Here is a 16,133-nt window from a genome sequence, read left to right on the forward strand (position 1 = left end):
AGAATTAATAACGCAACCATTTAAACAATTCTTTGTAGGTAGGCCGCTTTCCATACATTAAAATACCTACCCTGTAAATCTTTGAGGCCAACCAAACGATGGCCAAAAAAGTACCCAGCAACAAAATTATTGAAACCAAAAACTGCCACAAAGGTACGCCACCTTCACCAATTCCGCCCGGAAGTCTCATCAACATTACAATAGGCGAAGTCAATGGGAACAATGAAAATCCAACGGCGATAGGTCCATTAGGGTTGCTGAACACCGAAAAGAATCCCACATAAATCGCCAACATCAGAGGTAAAATTATCGGAAAAATGAATTGTTGGGTATCCGTTTCATTATCAACGGCTGCACCAATAGCCGCATAAATGGAGCTATAGATCAAATACCCTAAAACAAAATAGATCAAAAAGGAAATTATGAGCAATCCCCAAGGAATCTTGATGATTTCCTGGGCGTAGAACAATACCTCACTGTCAGGCGCTAAGGACAGTTGTTCCATTTCTGCCATGCCCCCGTTGGGCAATTGACCAGCATTCATAAAAAGGGATGGGTCAATGTCAAGAAAGAGCACTACCAAAAAGAGTAGGAATGAGGCCGATATGATCCAGATGATAAACTGGGTGATTCCTGCTAGGGAAGTACCGATAATTTTTCCCAACATTAATTGAAAGGGTTTTACCGAAGAAATAATCACCTCAATAATGCGGCTTGTCTTTTCTTCGATAACGCTTCGCATTACAAATCCACCATATATAATAATGAACATCATGATGCCATAACCAAAGGCACCACCGATAATCGCCTTCAACTCATTGATACCTTTAATGCTTTTTTCACCTTCAAAAGTGGCAAGATTAATATCGTATGGTTTTTCAACATCTTCAAATTGCTCATCTGAAACCCCAAGTTGTGCCAGCCTATCCAACCTCAATTGTTTTTCGAAAACCCGCTCCAAACGTTCCGTTACCGAGGTATTGGGATTGTCCTTGGCATACAAGAAGCTGCTACGAGCCACCTCTTCAATATGCTCGCCCTTGGGGATGTGCAATAAGGCGAAATACTCCAATGCCTGTGTTGAGTCCTTCGCCTCTTCAAGCGATAGGTTTTGAAATTGGACATAGGAAATCTTATCTGTTGAAGTAAAGCCATCCCCAAAGAAAGTACTCTCGTTCAGCACCGTGATTATTCGACTTTCACTTTCATTGACCTTGGTCAGGTAAGCTATAAGCACTATCATTCCCACGATGAGGATAGGGCTTAAAATGGTCATCACAATGAACGATTTGTTTCTCACCTTGGCCAAGTATTCCCGCCTTATGATCAATCGTAGCTTAGCCATTACCCTCCTTCTCATTTACGGTTTGAATAAAAATATCGTTAGCTGAAGGAATCACCTCCTCAAAGCGCGTAACATTTCCATATTTGGTCAACTCAGTTAGGATACCGCGAGTATCATTCGAGGGAAGTTTTACCTTAAGGTCGTACCGACGATCCACTTGATCAAAATTAGAAGCTAATATCTCCAACTTTTTATCAAAGAAATCAGAAACTTTTTGCACTCCGTTCTCCATTTCCATACTTACCTCAAAAACATTGTTCTTATAGGCTTTCTTGATTTCGGATAACTTTCCATCCAGTACTTTTTCTGACTTATGGATCAAGGCGATATATTCGCACAATTCTTCAACAGATTCCATACGGTGAGTAGAAAATATGATGGACGTACCTTTTTCCTTTAGTTTGAGGATTTCGTCTTTTATGATGTTCGCATTTATAGGATCAAACCCGCTAAAGGGCTCATCAAAAATCAAAAGTTTGGGTTCATGTAGAACAGTCACAATAAACTGAATCTTCTGTGCCATCCCCTTTGAGAGTTCTTGCACTTTTTTACCCCACCACTCCCCAATTTCGAAACGGTCAAACCATTCTTTTAATCTTTTTTTGGCTTCGGACTTTCCCAACCCCTTAAGTTGGGCCAAGTATAGGGCCTGCTCCCCTACCTTCATGCTCTTGTAGAGACCTCGTTCTTCTGGCAGGTAACCGATCAAGGAAATATGTCCAGGGGACAGTGGATTACCATCAAAGAAAATCCGACCTTCATCTGGATACGTAATTTGATTTATGATTCGGATAAAGGTGGTCTTGCCAGCGCCATTGGGGCCCAGCAATCCATAAATTCTATTCTTTGGTATCTCAAGGGATATGTTGCCTAAGGCGCGATAATTTCCATAGGATTTGGAAACTGCATCAGCAACAAGAATGTTTTGCATTCAAACAATTTTTTCAAAGATATGTATTTGTAAAAAGTTATCTCTTCTCCAAAAAAACAAAACCCACCCTCAAAAAAATTCAAGGATGGGAAAAAAATTGCTATGAAAAAGAAAATTAGATATTGGTCTCCCAACATCAATTTCAAATATACGTTTTTTATTTAAACCTAAAACTTTTTATTGCTAAGAGAACATATCTTTAACCTTTTCGAAGAAAGATTTATCCGACTTCTGTGGCTTGGGTATAAAATTTTCATCTTCCCTCATTTTTTCAAAGAATTCCCGCTGTTCACGGTTCAATTCCTTAGGTGTCCAAACATTCACATGAACCAATAAATCTCCTGATCCATAGCCATTTAAGCTCGAAATTCCCTTCCCCCGAAGTCTTAGTATTTTTCCTGATTGGATTCCGGGTTCCAATTTAATGCGGGCCTTTCCACTTACGGTGTCTATTTCCCGTGAACTTCCCAAAACCGCTTCGGAAAAACTGATATACAAGTCATAATGTAGATTGTCCCCTTCGCGCTTTAGGCTTTTATGCTCTTCAGTTTCGATAGCAACTAAAAGGTCACCTGAAATGCCATTGCCGGGTGCCCCATTTCCTTTTCCGGAGACTTTCAACTGCATCCCATCTTCAACCCCTGGTGGTATTTTGATGGAAACCGTTTCTTCAACTGAGGTCAGTCCCTGGGCATCGGCTCCAGCAGGTCGTTGGTCAATGGTTTGTCCGGCTCCCCCACAGGTAGTGCAGGTAGTAGCCGTTTGCATACGACCCAATATGGTATTGGTAATTTTGGTTACTTGCCCGCTTCCGTTGCAGGTTGGACAGGTTTGATAGGTAACCCCTTCAGCTTGAACCTTTCTTCGAACCTTGACCTTTTTTTCGACTCCATTGGCCACTTCTTCTAAAGTCAACTTAACGCGAATTCGAAGATTACTCCCCTTCACACGACGTTGACCGCCTCCAAAACCACCAAAACCACCAAAACCGCCACCAAAAGCACTTCCGAAGATATCCCCAAATTGACTGAAGATATCCTCCATGTTCATTCCACCTCCGCCAAAACCGGCGCCACCTTCGAATGCAGCATGTCCAAACTGGTCGTACTTGGCTTTTTTATCGGGATCACTCAAAACTTCATAGGCCTCCGCTGCCTTTTTGAACATTTCCTCAGCCTTGGTATCACCAGGATTCTTATCTGGATGAAACTCTATCGCTTTTTTCCGATATGCTTTTTTGATTTCGGCTGCGGTCGCTCCTTTCGAAAGTCCAAGTATTTCGTAATAGTCCTCCTTCATAACCCTCTTTAGTTACCAACAACCACTTTGGGGTGTCTTATTATTCGATCACCGAGCTTAAAACCCTTTTCTACCACATCAATGATTTTCCCCTTCATTTTCTTATCCGGCGCGGGAATTTGGGTAATCGCATCGTGAACCTCTGCATCGAAAACGTCACCTGGTCCAACTTCGATTTGCTCCAGACCTTTATTCCTCAAGGTTTCCTTAAACTTGCTGCTTATAAGTTCCACGCCCTTGAACATTTCTTTATCTTCCGATTTGGCAAGTTCTTTCATGGCTCTATCAAAATCGTCCATAACGGGTAGAAGTGCCACCATTACTTCTTGACCAGCGGTTTTAAAAAGTTCTATGCGCTCTCTGGAAGTTCTCTTTTTGAAATTTTCGAATTCGGCGAAAAGCCTGAGGAATTTTTCTTTTTCCTTGGCCAAATCATCTTGCAACTGCTCTACTTCGGAAACTTCTTCTTGATTTTCCTCGTTTATATCTTTTCCTTCCAGCTCAGGATTCTCCATGGTTTGAGCGTCTTTGACCTCTTCTTCCATTTCAGTAACCTTGCTTTTTTTGCTCATAGGTATATTCGTTTTCCTTTTAAGATTGGCAAAAGTACTGCCAATTGTCCAAAAATGTCAAAATGTCATCACAAAACACAAAAAAATCCGCCTTTTGGCGGATGTTGAATTCTTACAAATCCTTGGTCTTATACATATTCCTTACTAAAGGAATCAATTTTAGAATCATTGTTAGGGGAATCTGGCAATAGCAATTCTTCCAAAGCGGCACATACATTGGTATGTTGAAAAACAAAGCCTTTTTCCTCAATACGCTTACTGCTCACTCTTTGACTGGCAAACAGCACATAAGCCATTTCGCCCAAAAGTGCGTACATCACAAACTTCGGTATATTAGGTAAAATAAGAGGTCTTTTTAGCACTTTGGCGATTTCCTTAGTCAATTTTGTATTGGTCACCGGATTCGGTGCCACACCATTAAAGGTCCCCTGCAGTCCCTTTGCAATCACAAAAAGGAACATTTGGGCCAAATCATCAATATGTATCCAGGATTGCCATTGTTCCCCACTGCCAAATGCGGCCCCTACATAATAATTCACGGGCCTTGCTATTTTTGGTAGCGCTCCACCCTCGGTTGAGAGAACCAACCCAATCCTGATTTCGGCAACATTGAAATCAAATTTCTTGAAAGTGTCTATTTCTTTCTCCCACTCGTGAACCACTTCTCCCAAAAAACTATCATCCACGGAAGTTTCCGTTTCTTCATAAAAAGTGGTCAGAGAGTTGGGGTAAATGCCAATGGCAGAAGCCGAAACAAATGAAATAATATCTGAATCCCCTATCTGCTCAATGCCTTTGCGAAGCGTTTTTAAGCTGTTCAACCTGCTGTTGAGCACTTGCTTTTTGTATGAGGAAGTCCATCTTTTGGCAATATTGGAACCGGCCAGGTTGATTACCGCCGATACATCTTCAAAACAGTTCAGGTCTATTTCGCCCTTGGAAGGGTTCCAGTAAAAACCCTGATAATCCTCACTTGAAACGATTTTTCCCTTTCGGGTCGTCAAGTAATTCACAGAAATACCTTGATTGTGCAAAGCCTGTGTAATTGCTTTGCCAACCAATCCGGTGGCTCCTGTAACCAACACTTTCATATCATCAACTTTTAAGGCAAAAGTACAGGTTTAAGGTACTGTAAATTAGGCATTAGTGTAGGTTTAACAGAATTGTTTAAACTTTAACCTAAATTATAATAAAGCAAAAGAACGCCTTAACAGGACATTGGCAATCCTTTACGCTTTGGTGGCTCGAAGCATTTCCCTTTTTCCAGGAGGACCGGCCAAGCGTTCCACATCAAAGCCAACCTCTTGCATCGCCCGTCTTACACTACCCTTGGCCGAATAGGTGACAAGAATCCCACCCGGTTTTAACGATCCGTACATTTTCTCAAAAATGGCAACGGTCCATAAGTCTGGCTGCACCCTCGGTCCAAAAGCATCAAAATATATGAGGTTGAACAGATCGGTATCGTTAATCGATTCAAAGTGCATTTGACGCTTGATAAAATGAAAATTCTTAAAAATTTCTTCTTTATCACCCCACTTCATCGCATGCATTCTTTGAAATATTTTTTCATAACGCTCTGCTCCTAACTGTTCAATATAGTTCAATTCAGAAACCACTTCCTCTTCTACAGGAAATGCCTCTATTCCGACATAATCAAGGTGTAAATTCAGTTTTTGGGCCTCAATAAGAGTAATGATAGCATTGAGCCCTGTTCCAAAACCAATTTCCAAGAGGGATATATCCGTATTCCGAAAACGTCTCAATCCCATCTCGATAAAGACGTGGTATGCCTCTTGAATGGCTCCATGCTTTGAATGGTATTGCTCGTTCCAATCCTCAAGGTGTATGGTCTTTGAACCATCAGCAGTAAGGATTATCTTGCGTTTCACCTCTAATCTCGGATTAGTACTCCGTCAGCCTCAAAACGCAATGTTTTTTTTGGGGTATTTATCTTGGCAATTTCCTCCTGAGAATCCCCTCTATCCTTTGCATAATGTTGTTGGTCCTCTATTGAGACTTCCTCAAGGAATGCCACTCCGTTGAGCACTACTTTTTTATTGGCGGAATTGGTGGGCACAAAAAAACCATAGTCTTTGAACTTTACAAAAACTTCATCATTGGTCTCCAGTTCAACTTTCATCCAGCATCCCTTGACTTGACATACCTCTTTGATTGTCCCAGTCAATTGGGTTTTTATGGTGTCGTTCAACACCATTTTACCATAGACTTCTGAAGCCATGTCATGTCCTTGATTCATTTTGAACTCCTCACCGTAAAACCCTGTGGACGATTGCTTTTGGGCATTGCCCAGCACCACAAAAAACATTGGTAAAACGATAGCAAAAATGTTAAAAACCTTCATAATCGATAAGATTTGTGTAATCCCTAAAAAAGAATGACAATTAGAATTAAGGTTAGACCAAAACTAACAATAAATGGCTAATTTTAACTTCTAAATCTCTAAGGATATGGAAGCAATGGTGAACAATATACGTGTAGAAAAAGCTGCCACTTCAAAAATCCATGACGTGGATTTTGACAATCTAGCTTTTGGAAGTACCTACACGGACCATATGTTGGTCTCTGATTTTGTAAATGGCGAATGGAAAGAACCAAAGATTGTACCCTATGGCCCAATTTCCTTGGAACCTTCAGCTAAAATTTTCCATTATGGCCAATCCATTTTTGAAGGTATGAAAGCCTACAAGGATGTGGAAGGTGGTGTTTGGTTGTTTAGGCCAATGGAAAACTGTAAAAGGTTAAATAAATCTGCAGAACGATTGACGATTCCAGAGTTGCCAGAAAGTTATTTCATGGATGGTCTGATGGCATTGTTGCAGCTGGAAAAAGATTGGGTTCCAAAAAACCCAGGAAGTTCCCTATATATTAGACCGTTTATGTTCGCTTCTGGGTCTGGATTCCATGCCTCCCCTGCTGATGAGTACAAATTTATAATAGCGCTTGCTCCATCTGGGGCTTATTTTTCTGGTAAGGTCAAGGTTTTGATTGAAGAAAAGTATTCTCGTGCGGCCAATGGCGGAGTGGGCTACGCAAAGGCGGGAGGGAATTATGCTGGTCAATTTTATCCAACCCAACTGGCTGCCGAAAAAGGGTACCAACAAGTCATTTGGACAGATGACAACAACCATGAATTCATTGAAGAAGCAGGTGCGATGAACGTTTTTGTTCGTATCAACGATACGCTTATTACAGCCCCAACCAGTGATCGTATTTTGGACGGAATTACCCGGAAAAGTATTTTGGATATTGCCGAAGATGAAAACATTGCAACCGAGGTGCGCAAAATTTCGGTTCATGAAGTTGTTGAGGCGGCAAAAAATGGGACCTTGAAAGAAATGTTTGGAGCAGGGACCGCAGCCGTGGTTTCACCAATTGCAGGTTTCGGATACAAGGGCATGGACTATGATTTACCCGTTTTGGCCGAAAGCTATGCCGAAAAACTCAAAAAAAGAATTACCGACATTCAATACAACCGTGCAGAAGATAAGTTCGGTTGGCGACATCAAGTAGTATAAGAAAAAAGGCACCTTAAGGTGCCTTTTTTATTTGTCCAATATTTTTTGGATATCAGGTCTAAAGTAATTGGGGCCTTTTAATACCTTGCCATCTTCCCTGTAAATGGGTTTTCCATCAGCTCCTAACTTGCTCATGTTGCTTTTTTGGATTTCCTCAAAAACCTCTTCAATCTTATATTGCATACCGTGTTCCAAAATGGTGCCACACAGGATATACAGCATATCTCCCAGGGCATCGGCCACCTCTGCCAAATCCCCAATGTTTGCCGCCTCCAAATATTCTTTGTTTTCTTCGTCCATAAGCATAAATCGCAATTGGTTTTTATCTCTTCCCAAATTGGCTTTTGGCTTATGGAGTATGCCTAATCCAAAGGCACTATGAAACTCCTCTACGGCCTTGATCTTTCTTTTCATTGTTTTTGAATTACCTTAATTTTGCTAAAAATATAAAATATGTTCAGCTCCGGTCAATTGATTTTCGCAATACTCTTTTTTGTTGTTTTCATCGGGGTAATGATTGTTTCCTATCGAAGGGACAAAAATCTTCATCAAAAGAACTATAAGGGTGTAAAATGGATCATGCTTTCCTTTATAACATTTGTAGTTTTTCTCTTCTTGATTAAATATTTCCTTAAAAATTAACAGGGTTATTGATTTCCCTACAAAAATTTTTGGTTTTACAACTAAAATCAGTGAACTGCTCGTTTTCGTTAAGAAAACACGTACTTTTGTTGTGTTAAGACCAGTAACTAGATGATAGCTTTCTTCACAATCCTTTTTATCCTCTTGGCAATCAATGCTTTTTTGTTGGTTTTTAGCGTCAATGGAGCAAAGGAAAGATTTAAAAAACCTATTGAACCTATTTCAGATACGTCAATCGCCAAGCTTACACCAAAAGAGTCCAGTGAAGGTGAATACAAAAAGGCTGTTTAGTTTGTACCTTTAGGGTATGAAACAGGTTCTTCTTGTTTTTTTAGGTGGGGGCTTAGGTAGTATTCTTAGATACCTAATTTCGAAACCCCTTAATTCAGTTGTCGGCAATTTTTACTTAGGTACCCTTACGGTCAATATCATTGGCTGCCTATTGATTGGCTTTATCATTGGACTTTCAGCAAGAAACAACCTCCTATCTTATAACAGCACACTTTTTTTGGCTACAGGAATTTGTGGTGGATTCACCACCTTTTCAGCTTTTGCCCTTGAAAAGCACACATTGATCAAATCTGAGGAATTTCTACCCTTACTGCTCTATGCAGGCGCTAGTATTTTGTTGGGTATTTTGGCCGTAGCCTTGGGCTTATGGTTTTCTAAATTTACCAACTAGTTACAAAATCAATTTTTTTCGTCAACATTTGTTAATTCCTGAACATTCTTTCTGGAAAAAACCTATTTCTTCGATGAAATAGCACTCTATACACTCCTAGGATTAAGAAATAATCACCATATTTTTAAAAAAGTGTTATTATAAATTGCATACCCCTAAAAAAATAGGGGTTATTTTTTTATAAGAATAAAAATGCATCCATATACCCCCAATTTTAGATAGTCCTGTATCAATTCATATATATTTGGCTCGTCAATTAACTACTTAATTATGAAAAAAGTCGAGGCAATTATCAGAAAATCCAAGTTTGATGAGGTGAAAAAAGCACTTCATGAAATTGAGGTCAACTTCTTTAGTTACTGGGATGTAACAGGAGTTGGAAATGAAAAACAAGGTCACGTGTACCGTGGCATTTCCTACAGCACATCAGATATTCAGAGAAGGTATTTGGTTATCGTGGTTTCAGATGACTTTCTGGAACGAACGATAAATACCTTATTGGATTCTGCTGCTACCGGAAATGTAGGAGACGGAAAAATCTTCGTATCCGACGTCGTGGAAGCGTATCGAATTAGAACTAAAGAGAGCGGAAGCGCTGGAATCAACTAACTAAAAACTAACTAACGAACAATATTTAAAGATTATGGACGCAGGATTATTTACAGCAAATAACGTATGGATGATGGTATGTACCGGCCTGGTGTTCTTCATGCACTTAGGATTCTCCTTTTTGGAGATTGGACTTACCCGACAAAAAAACACAGTAAACATTCTATTTAAGAATGTATTTATTATATGTGTTGGACTACTCCTTTACTACATCGGAGGATTTAATTTAATGTATCCCGGATTTGAAGATGGAGATGCAGGTTTCTTAAAATTTGCAGGTTTTGGGATTGCAGCCCCTGAAAATGGGATGACACCCGAGTATGCCGATGGAGGTTACACTTGGTGGACCGATTTCTTGTTTCAAGGAATGTTCGCTGCAACAGCGGCAACCATAGTTTCTGGAGCCGTTGCTGAGCGTGTCAAGCTGGGCAGCTTCATGCTTTTCACCATTATTTACGTAGGCGTGGTCTATCCAATCGTTGGATCATGGCAATGGGGTGGTGGTTTCCTTTCTTCCCTTTCTTATGGAGACGCTGAAGGATTTTACGATTTCGCAGGTTCCACTTTGGTTCACTCTGTAGGTGGATGGGGCGCTCTTATTGCTATTTTCCTTTTGGGAGCCCGTATTGGTAAATTTGGTGAAGATGGTAAACCCAAGGCAATTCCAGGGCACAACCTACCACTTACTGCCGCCGGGGTATTGATTCTCTGGTTGGGATGGTTTGGATTTAACGGAGGTTCCGTGCTTTCTGCAGACCCAGAATTGACTTCTTTAGTTCTGGTTACTACCTCTTTGGCCGCTGCCGCAGGCGGGGTATCTGCTTTTATTACCTCTTTGTTGGCTTACAAAAACTACGATCTTACCATGTTCCTTAACGGTATTTTGGGCGGATTGGTAGGTATTACGGCTGGTGCGGACCAAATGTCGCCCAACGAAGCTGTGATTATAGGTCTTTTGGCCGGAATTATCATTGTAGCTGGTGTTGCACTTATCGATAAGTTGAAGCTTGATGACCCTGTTGGTGCCGTTGCCGTCCACTTGATCTGTGGTATTTGGGGAACCTTGGCCGTTGGTATCTTCGGTCAGCTAGCAGGTTTCGACCAATTCTTGGTACAACTTGCTGGCGTTGGGGCCGCCGCTACTTTCTGTAGTGTCGCTGGTTTCATCATTCTCTTTGTTATCAAGAAAGTTTCTGGACTTCGGGTTTCCGAACAAGAAGAACTGGAAGGTTTGGACATCCACGAACATGGAATGGATGCCTATGCCGATTTCAGAATGAACCAACATTAACATATAAAAGGAAACGGAGCGTTCTGCCAAACGCTCCGTTGAATAACCTTTTCACATTTAAACTCAATTAAACAATTAAATGTTCCGAAAACGGAACACCTAAAAGATGATATTATGAAAACGATTATAAACACAAAGTTCGTAAAAAATTTAGCTTTTGCAGCCTTGGCGCTTACCTCTGTTGGTGTTTTTGCACAAGAGGAAGAGGAAAAACCAAAATTTACTTTTAGTGGTACGGTCGATGCTTATTTTCGAAGCAACTTCAATGGATTGAACAAGGAAATTCCGGCATTTGATACCGCTGGAGACTTAACCGGTGTATTTACTCCAGCCGCTCCTGGAACTTCTTTTGCCAATGACCCAGGTTTTGCCATCGGTATGGTGAACTTGATAGCCGGGTACGAAGGTGAAAAAGTAGGATTTGTGGCTGACTTGGTATTTGGCCCAAGGGGTGAGGACGCCGTGTTCAATTCCTTTGGTTCTCCTGCCATTGTAAACCAGTTGTATGTGTACTGGAATGTAAGTGAGAGCACTACCCTTACCTTTGGTAACTTTAATACCTTCTTAGGGTATGAGGTAATCTCTCCATCGGCTAACTTCAACTACAGTACCTCTTACATGTTCTCTTATGGGCCATTCTCCCATACAGGAATCAAAGCGGATTTTGATTTGGGCAATGACTGGTCGGCCATGTTAGCGATTTTAAACCCAACTGACTTTACAGATTTCAACCCTTTTGGTGAATTATCTTTTGGAGCGCAATTGGGGTATAGCGGTCAGTTCCTAAACTTCATCTATGGTAAGCAAGGTGACGAGGAATTTGTAAATGGTGCGGGAGAATTGGTTGAAGGTGATGTTGAATCTCTTTTCCAAGTTGATTTTACGGGAGGCTTTGATGTTACCGAGGATTTCTTTTTGGGAATCAATGCGACTTATCAAGATACTGACGACCTAGGATTCTACGGTGTTGCTCTATATCCACAATTGGCGACTTCTGAAAACTTCACTATTGGTTTAAGAGGAGAGTATTTTGCAGAATCCGGAAACTTTGGAGCCATTGGAACAGGGGTAGAAGATTCTGATGTGATCGCGGTAACGTTGACCGGTAGCGCTACCATCGGGGATTTGATCATTAAGCCTGAATTGCGATTGGACAGTGCTTCCGACGATTTCTTTTTGGATAGCGATTTAGAGCCCGGTGATAGTCTAGCTTCATTCCTATTGGCAGCTATATACTCGTTCTAGTAAAATCGAACGACACAATATAAAAAGCCTTTTTCCCCAGGGATTAAGGCTTTTTTAATCCTTAGTAAAATTTTTCACTCCTGCTCTCACTTTAGTTCTCAAATAATTTTGCCTTGGCACTAGAGGGCAGGAGTACTTTTTGTTATAAACGCAATAGGGATTATAAGCCTTGTTGAAGTCGATTATAATAGAATCTCCTTCCGGGATCGTTAAATCCAAGTAGCGTCCTCCACCATAGGTTTCCTCACCATTGGTCTCATCCAAAAAGGGCAAAAACAGATAATCCTTATACTTTTCTTGGGACAACAAACTTGGGGTTTGATAAATCTCAAGCTGATGAGATACTCCGTTCAATTCAAAAGATGCGATACCGTAAACCACCTCTTCCGTTTTCTCCTTGGTGGTAGTAGGCATGAAGAAGGGTTCGGCATCCGGAGTTCTTTCAAATTTGGCCACAATTCGATACGTGGTATCAGCGGGGAAGAAATCCAACCCTTCAAAGTCTTTGCGAAATCTATCGGGCAAGGGAGATGTTTTGGGATTTTCAAACGTTTGGTTGAGCTGCTTCTGGAAATCCAAAATTTCTTGCTCAACTTCGGAGTCAATGGCAAGTTCATTTTTGGAATCGTGATACTTTTTCCCCTTTCCGCACGAAAGCATCAAAAGGAGGATCAATAAAATCTTCTTCATGGTTCAATTTCGATTTTTCAAAAGTAGAATAAATCAAGCATAGTGGTACCTTCGTAACAGCATCAGTTCAAAATAAGAAAACATGTATAGGAATTTATTGGTATTTCTTCTTGTGGTAAGCATAGCATCTTGTAAAAACCCCTCCAAAGACTTGGTAGAAAAAGTTGAGGAAACACGCTACCTTCCCAAGCTTGAACCCAACCGGTACAATGTTGCTTTCTTGATTATGGATGGCGTATACAACACGGAGTTCACAGCACCCTACGACATCTTTCAGCATACCCAATATCGTGAGAACATTAAAGCGATGAACACCTTTACTGTAGCAAATACGCTTAAGCCCATTACCTCGTTTGAAGGGGTTCGAATACTTCCTGATTTTGACTACACCAAGGATTCAATTCCCAAAATAGATATTTTGGTGGTCCCCAGCGCAGAGCACCATTTAGACACAGATCTTAACGATACCGCCATGCTGAATTTCATTAAAAAGGTAGATAATGATGCCTTATTTATTACCTCCCACTGCGATGGTGCCTTTGTTTTGGCCAAAGCAGGATTGCTGGACAGTGTCGCCTCAACCACTTTCCCCAGCGATATACAGAAATATCGCGCCATGTTTCCACACCTTCAGGTGAAAGACAGTGTTCTTTTTGTACATGATGGAAAGTATATTACTTCGGCTGGAGGGGCCAAGAGCTTTGAAGCTGCCCTCTACCTATGTGAATATCTGTATGGTGAGGAAATTGCGAAATCCCTGGCAGGAGGATTGGTTATTGATTGGAATCTAGCAAGTGTCCCTAAGTCTATTCCTCATTGATCTCATAACGCGATTCTTTCAAGTACTTGGCCATCAGACTATTAAATTTTGGATTGATACGAAGCAAAGCTGTGTTTTCAAGGCCATAAAGCTTTTCGGTGTCCTTAAAGCCTTTTTTGAGGGCCTCTTCCAGATAAAAGAGTGAGGTGCCAAAATCCTCGTTCTTGGCGCTCAACGAAATGATATTCAAGTAGTAATCAAAATCTTGTGGGGCGGTCAACGTTTTAAGCATGTACAAAAATGCCAGCGCATCCTCATCGACCAATTCCTCGGAACTTACCAAGTCAATTGTGTCTTCGGCAAGGGCATTGACATATCCCTTTAATCGATTCCCCATTTTTTTCTCATGGATATTGGGTCCGTTGATGAACTTATCTATTTCATTCATTTGATAGTTCCACCATCCTAAATTATTGAAATTATGGGTGCGCACATCTTCATCCATATAATAGGCAAAATCTTCCTTTAGTAATGATTCTTTGAAGAAAGTTGAGTTTTCAGCTCTTTTCATGGCTTTGAAGGTGCGGTCCTTTCTTAATTCCCGTTGCACTCCTCTTAACGAGTCCAGATTTTTATGAATCCCATAAATTGAAAAGAGTTCTTTGAGGTATTGCTCTGCCAAGATCAACTGGCCTTTGGCCTTCAATTGGCTGACCTTCAAAACATCCTTCTGGTACAAGTTTTCGATATATACTGAATCTTTTATCGTCCATCCCTTCCCCATGGCGGACAGGGTGAAAATTTGCATGGCCTTTTTCAAATACGGCTTTGCCAAATCATTTTCCTCTTTGTCCACAATCAAAACCTGGTTGGGAAACTTATAGCGGTTCAATACTTTTTGAGTTCCAAGCATCTCAGAGTAAACGTAACTGTCTTCCTGCACAACACCCACGTAGTGAAATGGTTTTTTCGCATTCAACAACTCCGTGTTGACTATGGAAGCATTTATGGATATAATGCCCTGAACGCCCTTTAAAAAAATTGGAGTAAGTGAAGCATATCTTGCACCGGAGTTTTTCCCGCTGGTATAGATTCTGCTTGTATTTATGGGTAAAGTTTTGGCGACCCGCTCCAAGGCTTTTCCTGTTTTTATCATGTTGTTGGTCAAGGAAACCGTATCAGATAAGGCAAGGGTAGCAAGAACGTAACCTTCCTCTTCTACTGCAGGAACAAAAGAGGCCGTTAAGCACTCTGGTTCACCATCAAAATCAAATACAAAGAGAAGAGGCCATTTTTTAGAGGTTTCAAAATTTTTAGGGAGGTAAAGGGAATATGTCCCCGGAATGCTATCATGAATTTTTAAAGAATCTATCACTTTACCCTTCGGTAAAACCATTTGTTGGCCAAAACCCAAATAAACAGTAAAAACAATGCTAAGGAGAGGTGCAATTTTTTTCATAGCTTTTTGATAGCAAAAATCTCGCCAAATCAAAATTCGTTTGGCATATTTAAAGTTAAACCATATTGCCAAGGAAACCTAGCTGGGTTTGATATGTGCATTGGAAATAACATTGGACAGCACAATATGCGTTCTGCATTCTCCATAAATAATCAGCTTATCAATGAATTTTTCCAAATGCGACTGATCTTTTAAAACAACCTCCATGATAATGTTTTCATTACCTGTGATTCGGTAACAATTGACCACTTCATCAAAGGATTTTACCTTTTCCAAAAAAGGTTTCAATTTCCCCATAAAGGCCCTCAACATGATGATTGCCTTCAACTGATGTCCGGCTTTTGCATACGAAACATGGGCTCCATAACCCTCGATCAACCCTAGATCTTCCATCTTTTTAACCCGTTCTGCAACTGCTGGAGGTGTTAAACCGACTTTCCTACCAATATTGGCAAAAGTCTCCCTTGCATTTTGTTGTAGACTGTTAAGAATTTCCCAATTTAACTCGTCAATTTTCATCCGTAAAAAAAAACTCAAATTTCTTTTGATTCAATAGCAAAATTTTAAATACACTATTGATTGTAAAGTTACATTTTCTTTTTCATAACTAATTTTAAGGGTATTTATTGCTATAAAAAGTTATGGAAGGGAGTTCCTTAAATTCTCACAGAATGTATCGTAAATCTCTGGCACTTCGTGACATGAGCGAGGCCATTGCCGGTTATTTTTCGTACAACACGGATTTTTTCTCATTGAAAAGGTATGGAAGTTTTCGAGATGATATTTCGAAATCTTTGGTGACCGATGCCACTCTGATCACGAAGGAAGTAGAGCATGTGGCCCAAAGTCAATCCTACAGTGTTCGAATGAGAAGTTTGTCCTTTATTCACATTATGACCCAAAACATTTTGGCCTACTGCAATGGCCTTGAAAAAGATGGGGTCGCAGAAAAGGAATATTTGAACTTGTTGCGAAAGGAAATCAAGACCTTTAGAAGCTCCTTTAAAAAATGGCGAAAGTCATTCCAAAACGGAAGTGATGAATAAAATTAGCCCCTTTTCGTCCTGTC

Annotated in this window: 19 protein-coding genes; 8 read left to right on the forward strand and 11 right to left on the reverse strand. The window is 40.6% G+C overall.

The features are described from left to right. Window positions 1–4: 4 nt before the first annotated feature. From EW142_RS06475 to EW142_RS06505, 7 genes are all read right to left on the reverse strand, one after another. Window positions 5–1,345 (reverse strand): ABC transporter permease, encoded by a 1,341-nt coding sequence (locus EW142_RS06475; protein ID WP_130611336.1) that lies wholly within the window; start codon window positions 1,343–1,345, stop codon window positions 5–7. Further along, window positions 1,338–2,276: an ABC transporter ATP-binding protein gene (locus EW142_RS06480; protein ID WP_130611339.1), complete on the reverse strand. Its 939-nt coding sequence runs from the start codon at window positions 2,274–2,276 to the stop codon at window positions 1,338–1,340. Before EW142_RS06480 ends, EW142_RS06475 begins: the two co-directional genes overlap by 8 nt. A gap of 183 nt (window positions 2,277–2,459) precedes the next feature. Then, on the reverse strand, window positions 2,460–3,575 hold the full coding sequence (gene dnaJ, locus EW142_RS06485) for a molecular chaperone DnaJ (RefSeq protein ID WP_130611341.1): 1,116 nt from the start codon (window positions 3,573–3,575) through the stop codon (window positions 2,460–2,462). A gap of 8 nt (window positions 3,576–3,583) precedes the next feature. Next, on the reverse strand, window positions 3,584–4,147 hold the full coding sequence (locus EW142_RS06490) for a nucleotide exchange factor GrpE (protein ID WP_130611344.1): 564 nt from the start codon (window positions 4,145–4,147) through the stop codon (window positions 3,584–3,586). 128 nt (window positions 4,148–4,275) lie between these two features. Beyond that, the gene (locus EW142_RS06495; protein WP_130611347.1) at window positions 4,276–5,238 is read right to left on the reverse strand and encodes a TIGR01777 family oxidoreductase; all 963 of its coding nucleotides are present in this window, start codon (window positions 5,236–5,238) and stop codon (window positions 4,276–4,278) included. 138 nt (window positions 5,239–5,376) lie between these two features. After that, the gene (mnmC2, locus tag EW142_RS06500; RefSeq protein WP_130611350.1) at window positions 5,377–6,039 is read right to left on the reverse strand and encodes a tRNA (5-methylaminomethyl-2-thiouridine)(34)-methyltransferase MnmC2; all 663 of its coding nucleotides are present in this window, start codon (window positions 6,037–6,039) and stop codon (window positions 5,377–5,379) included. A 2-nt stretch (window positions 6,040–6,041) separates the two neighbouring features. Beyond that, a complete protein-coding gene (locus EW142_RS06505) occupies window positions 6,042–6,512 on the reverse strand; it encodes a DUF4920 domain-containing protein (RefSeq protein ID WP_130611353.1) in 471 nt (156 codons plus the stop codon). Window positions 6,513–6,618: 106 nt separating this feature from the next. Here EW142_RS06505 and EW142_RS06510 point away from each other — a divergent pair, with 106 nt between their 5' ends. Next, entirely contained in the window at window positions 6,619–7,686 is a 1,068-nt protein-coding gene (locus tag EW142_RS06510) for a branched-chain amino acid aminotransferase (RefSeq protein WP_130611356.1), read from the forward strand. Window positions 7,687–7,713: 27 nt separating this feature from the next. Here the strand turns inward: EW142_RS06510 and EW142_RS06515 are convergent, their stop codons facing one another. Further along, window positions 7,714–8,100, reverse strand: coding sequence for a pyrophosphohydrolase domain-containing protein (locus EW142_RS06515; RefSeq protein WP_130611359.1), 387 nt, complete (start codon window positions 8,098–8,100; stop codon window positions 7,714–7,716). Between the two features lie 339 nt (window positions 8,101–8,439). Between EW142_RS06515 and EW142_RS06525 the strand changes: the two genes are divergently transcribed. The 5 genes from EW142_RS06525 to EW142_RS06545 all read left to right on the forward strand — a co-directional run bounded on the left by EW142_RS06525 (window position 8,440) and on the right by EW142_RS06545 (window position 12,155). Beyond that, a complete protein-coding gene (locus EW142_RS06525) occupies window positions 8,440–8,619 on the forward strand; it encodes a hypothetical protein (protein WP_130611365.1) in 180 nt (59 codons plus the stop codon). A gap of 16 nt (window positions 8,620–8,635) precedes the next feature. Continuing rightward, a complete protein-coding gene (gene crcB / locus EW142_RS06530) occupies window positions 8,636–9,010 on the forward strand; it encodes a fluoride efflux transporter CrcB (RefSeq protein ID WP_130611368.1) in 375 nt (124 codons plus the stop codon). 270 nt (window positions 9,011–9,280) lie between these two features. Next, window positions 9,281–9,619, forward strand: coding sequence for a P-II family nitrogen regulator (locus tag EW142_RS06535; RefSeq protein WP_130611371.1), 339 nt, complete (start codon window positions 9,281–9,283; stop codon window positions 9,617–9,619). Window positions 9,620–9,653: 34 nt separating this feature from the next. Next, window positions 9,654–10,910: an ammonium transporter gene (locus EW142_RS06540; protein WP_130611374.1), complete on the forward strand. Its 1,257-nt coding sequence runs from the start codon at window positions 9,654–9,656 to the stop codon at window positions 10,908–10,910. Window positions 10,911–11,024: 114 nt separating this feature from the next. Beyond that, entirely contained in the window at window positions 11,025–12,155 is a 1,131-nt protein-coding gene (locus EW142_RS06545; RefSeq protein WP_130611377.1) for an outer membrane beta-barrel protein, read from the forward strand. 54 nt (window positions 12,156–12,209) lie between these two features. On the opposite strand, the gene EW142_RS06550 is transcribed toward EW142_RS06545, so the two are convergent. Further along, entirely contained in the window at window positions 12,210–12,845 is a 636-nt protein-coding gene (locus EW142_RS06550; RefSeq protein ID WP_130611379.1) for a DUF1684 domain-containing protein, read from the reverse strand. 82 nt (window positions 12,846–12,927) lie between these two features. Here EW142_RS06550 and EW142_RS06555 point away from each other — a divergent pair, with 82 nt between their 5' ends. Further along, the gene (locus EW142_RS06555) at window positions 12,928–13,665 is read left to right on the forward strand and encodes a DJ-1/PfpI family protein (protein WP_130611382.1); all 738 of its coding nucleotides are present in this window, start codon (window positions 12,928–12,930) and stop codon (window positions 13,663–13,665) included. On the opposite strand, the gene EW142_RS06560 is transcribed toward EW142_RS06555, so the two are convergent. Both EW142_RS06560 and EW142_RS06565 read right to left on the reverse strand, forming a co-directional pair. Next, window positions 13,652–15,064 (reverse strand): alpha/beta hydrolase, encoded by a 1,413-nt coding sequence (locus EW142_RS06560; RefSeq protein ID WP_130611385.1) that lies wholly within the window; start codon window positions 15,062–15,064, stop codon window positions 13,652–13,654. The genes EW142_RS06555 and EW142_RS06560 overlap by 14 nt on opposite strands. Before the next feature lie 78 nt (window positions 15,065–15,142). After that, complete coding sequence (locus EW142_RS06565; RefSeq protein ID WP_130611388.1) at window positions 15,143–15,583, reverse strand: Lrp/AsnC family transcriptional regulator; 441 nt, start codon at window positions 15,581–15,583, stop codon at window positions 15,143–15,145. Window positions 15,584–15,735: 152 nt separating this feature from the next. On the opposite strand from EW142_RS06565, the gene EW142_RS06570 reads away from it, so the two are divergent. Continuing rightward, a complete protein-coding gene (locus EW142_RS06570) occupies window positions 15,736–16,110 on the forward strand; it encodes a TIGR03643 family protein (RefSeq protein WP_240740170.1) in 375 nt (124 codons plus the stop codon). The last annotated feature ends 23 nt before the right edge of the window (window positions 16,111–16,133 follow it).

Source organism: Flagellimonas allohymeniacidonis (assembly GCF_004296335.1).
GTDB classification, from domain to species: domain Bacteria; phylum Bacteroidota; class Bacteroidia; order Flavobacteriales; family Flavobacteriaceae; genus Flagellimonas; species Flagellimonas allohymeniacidonis.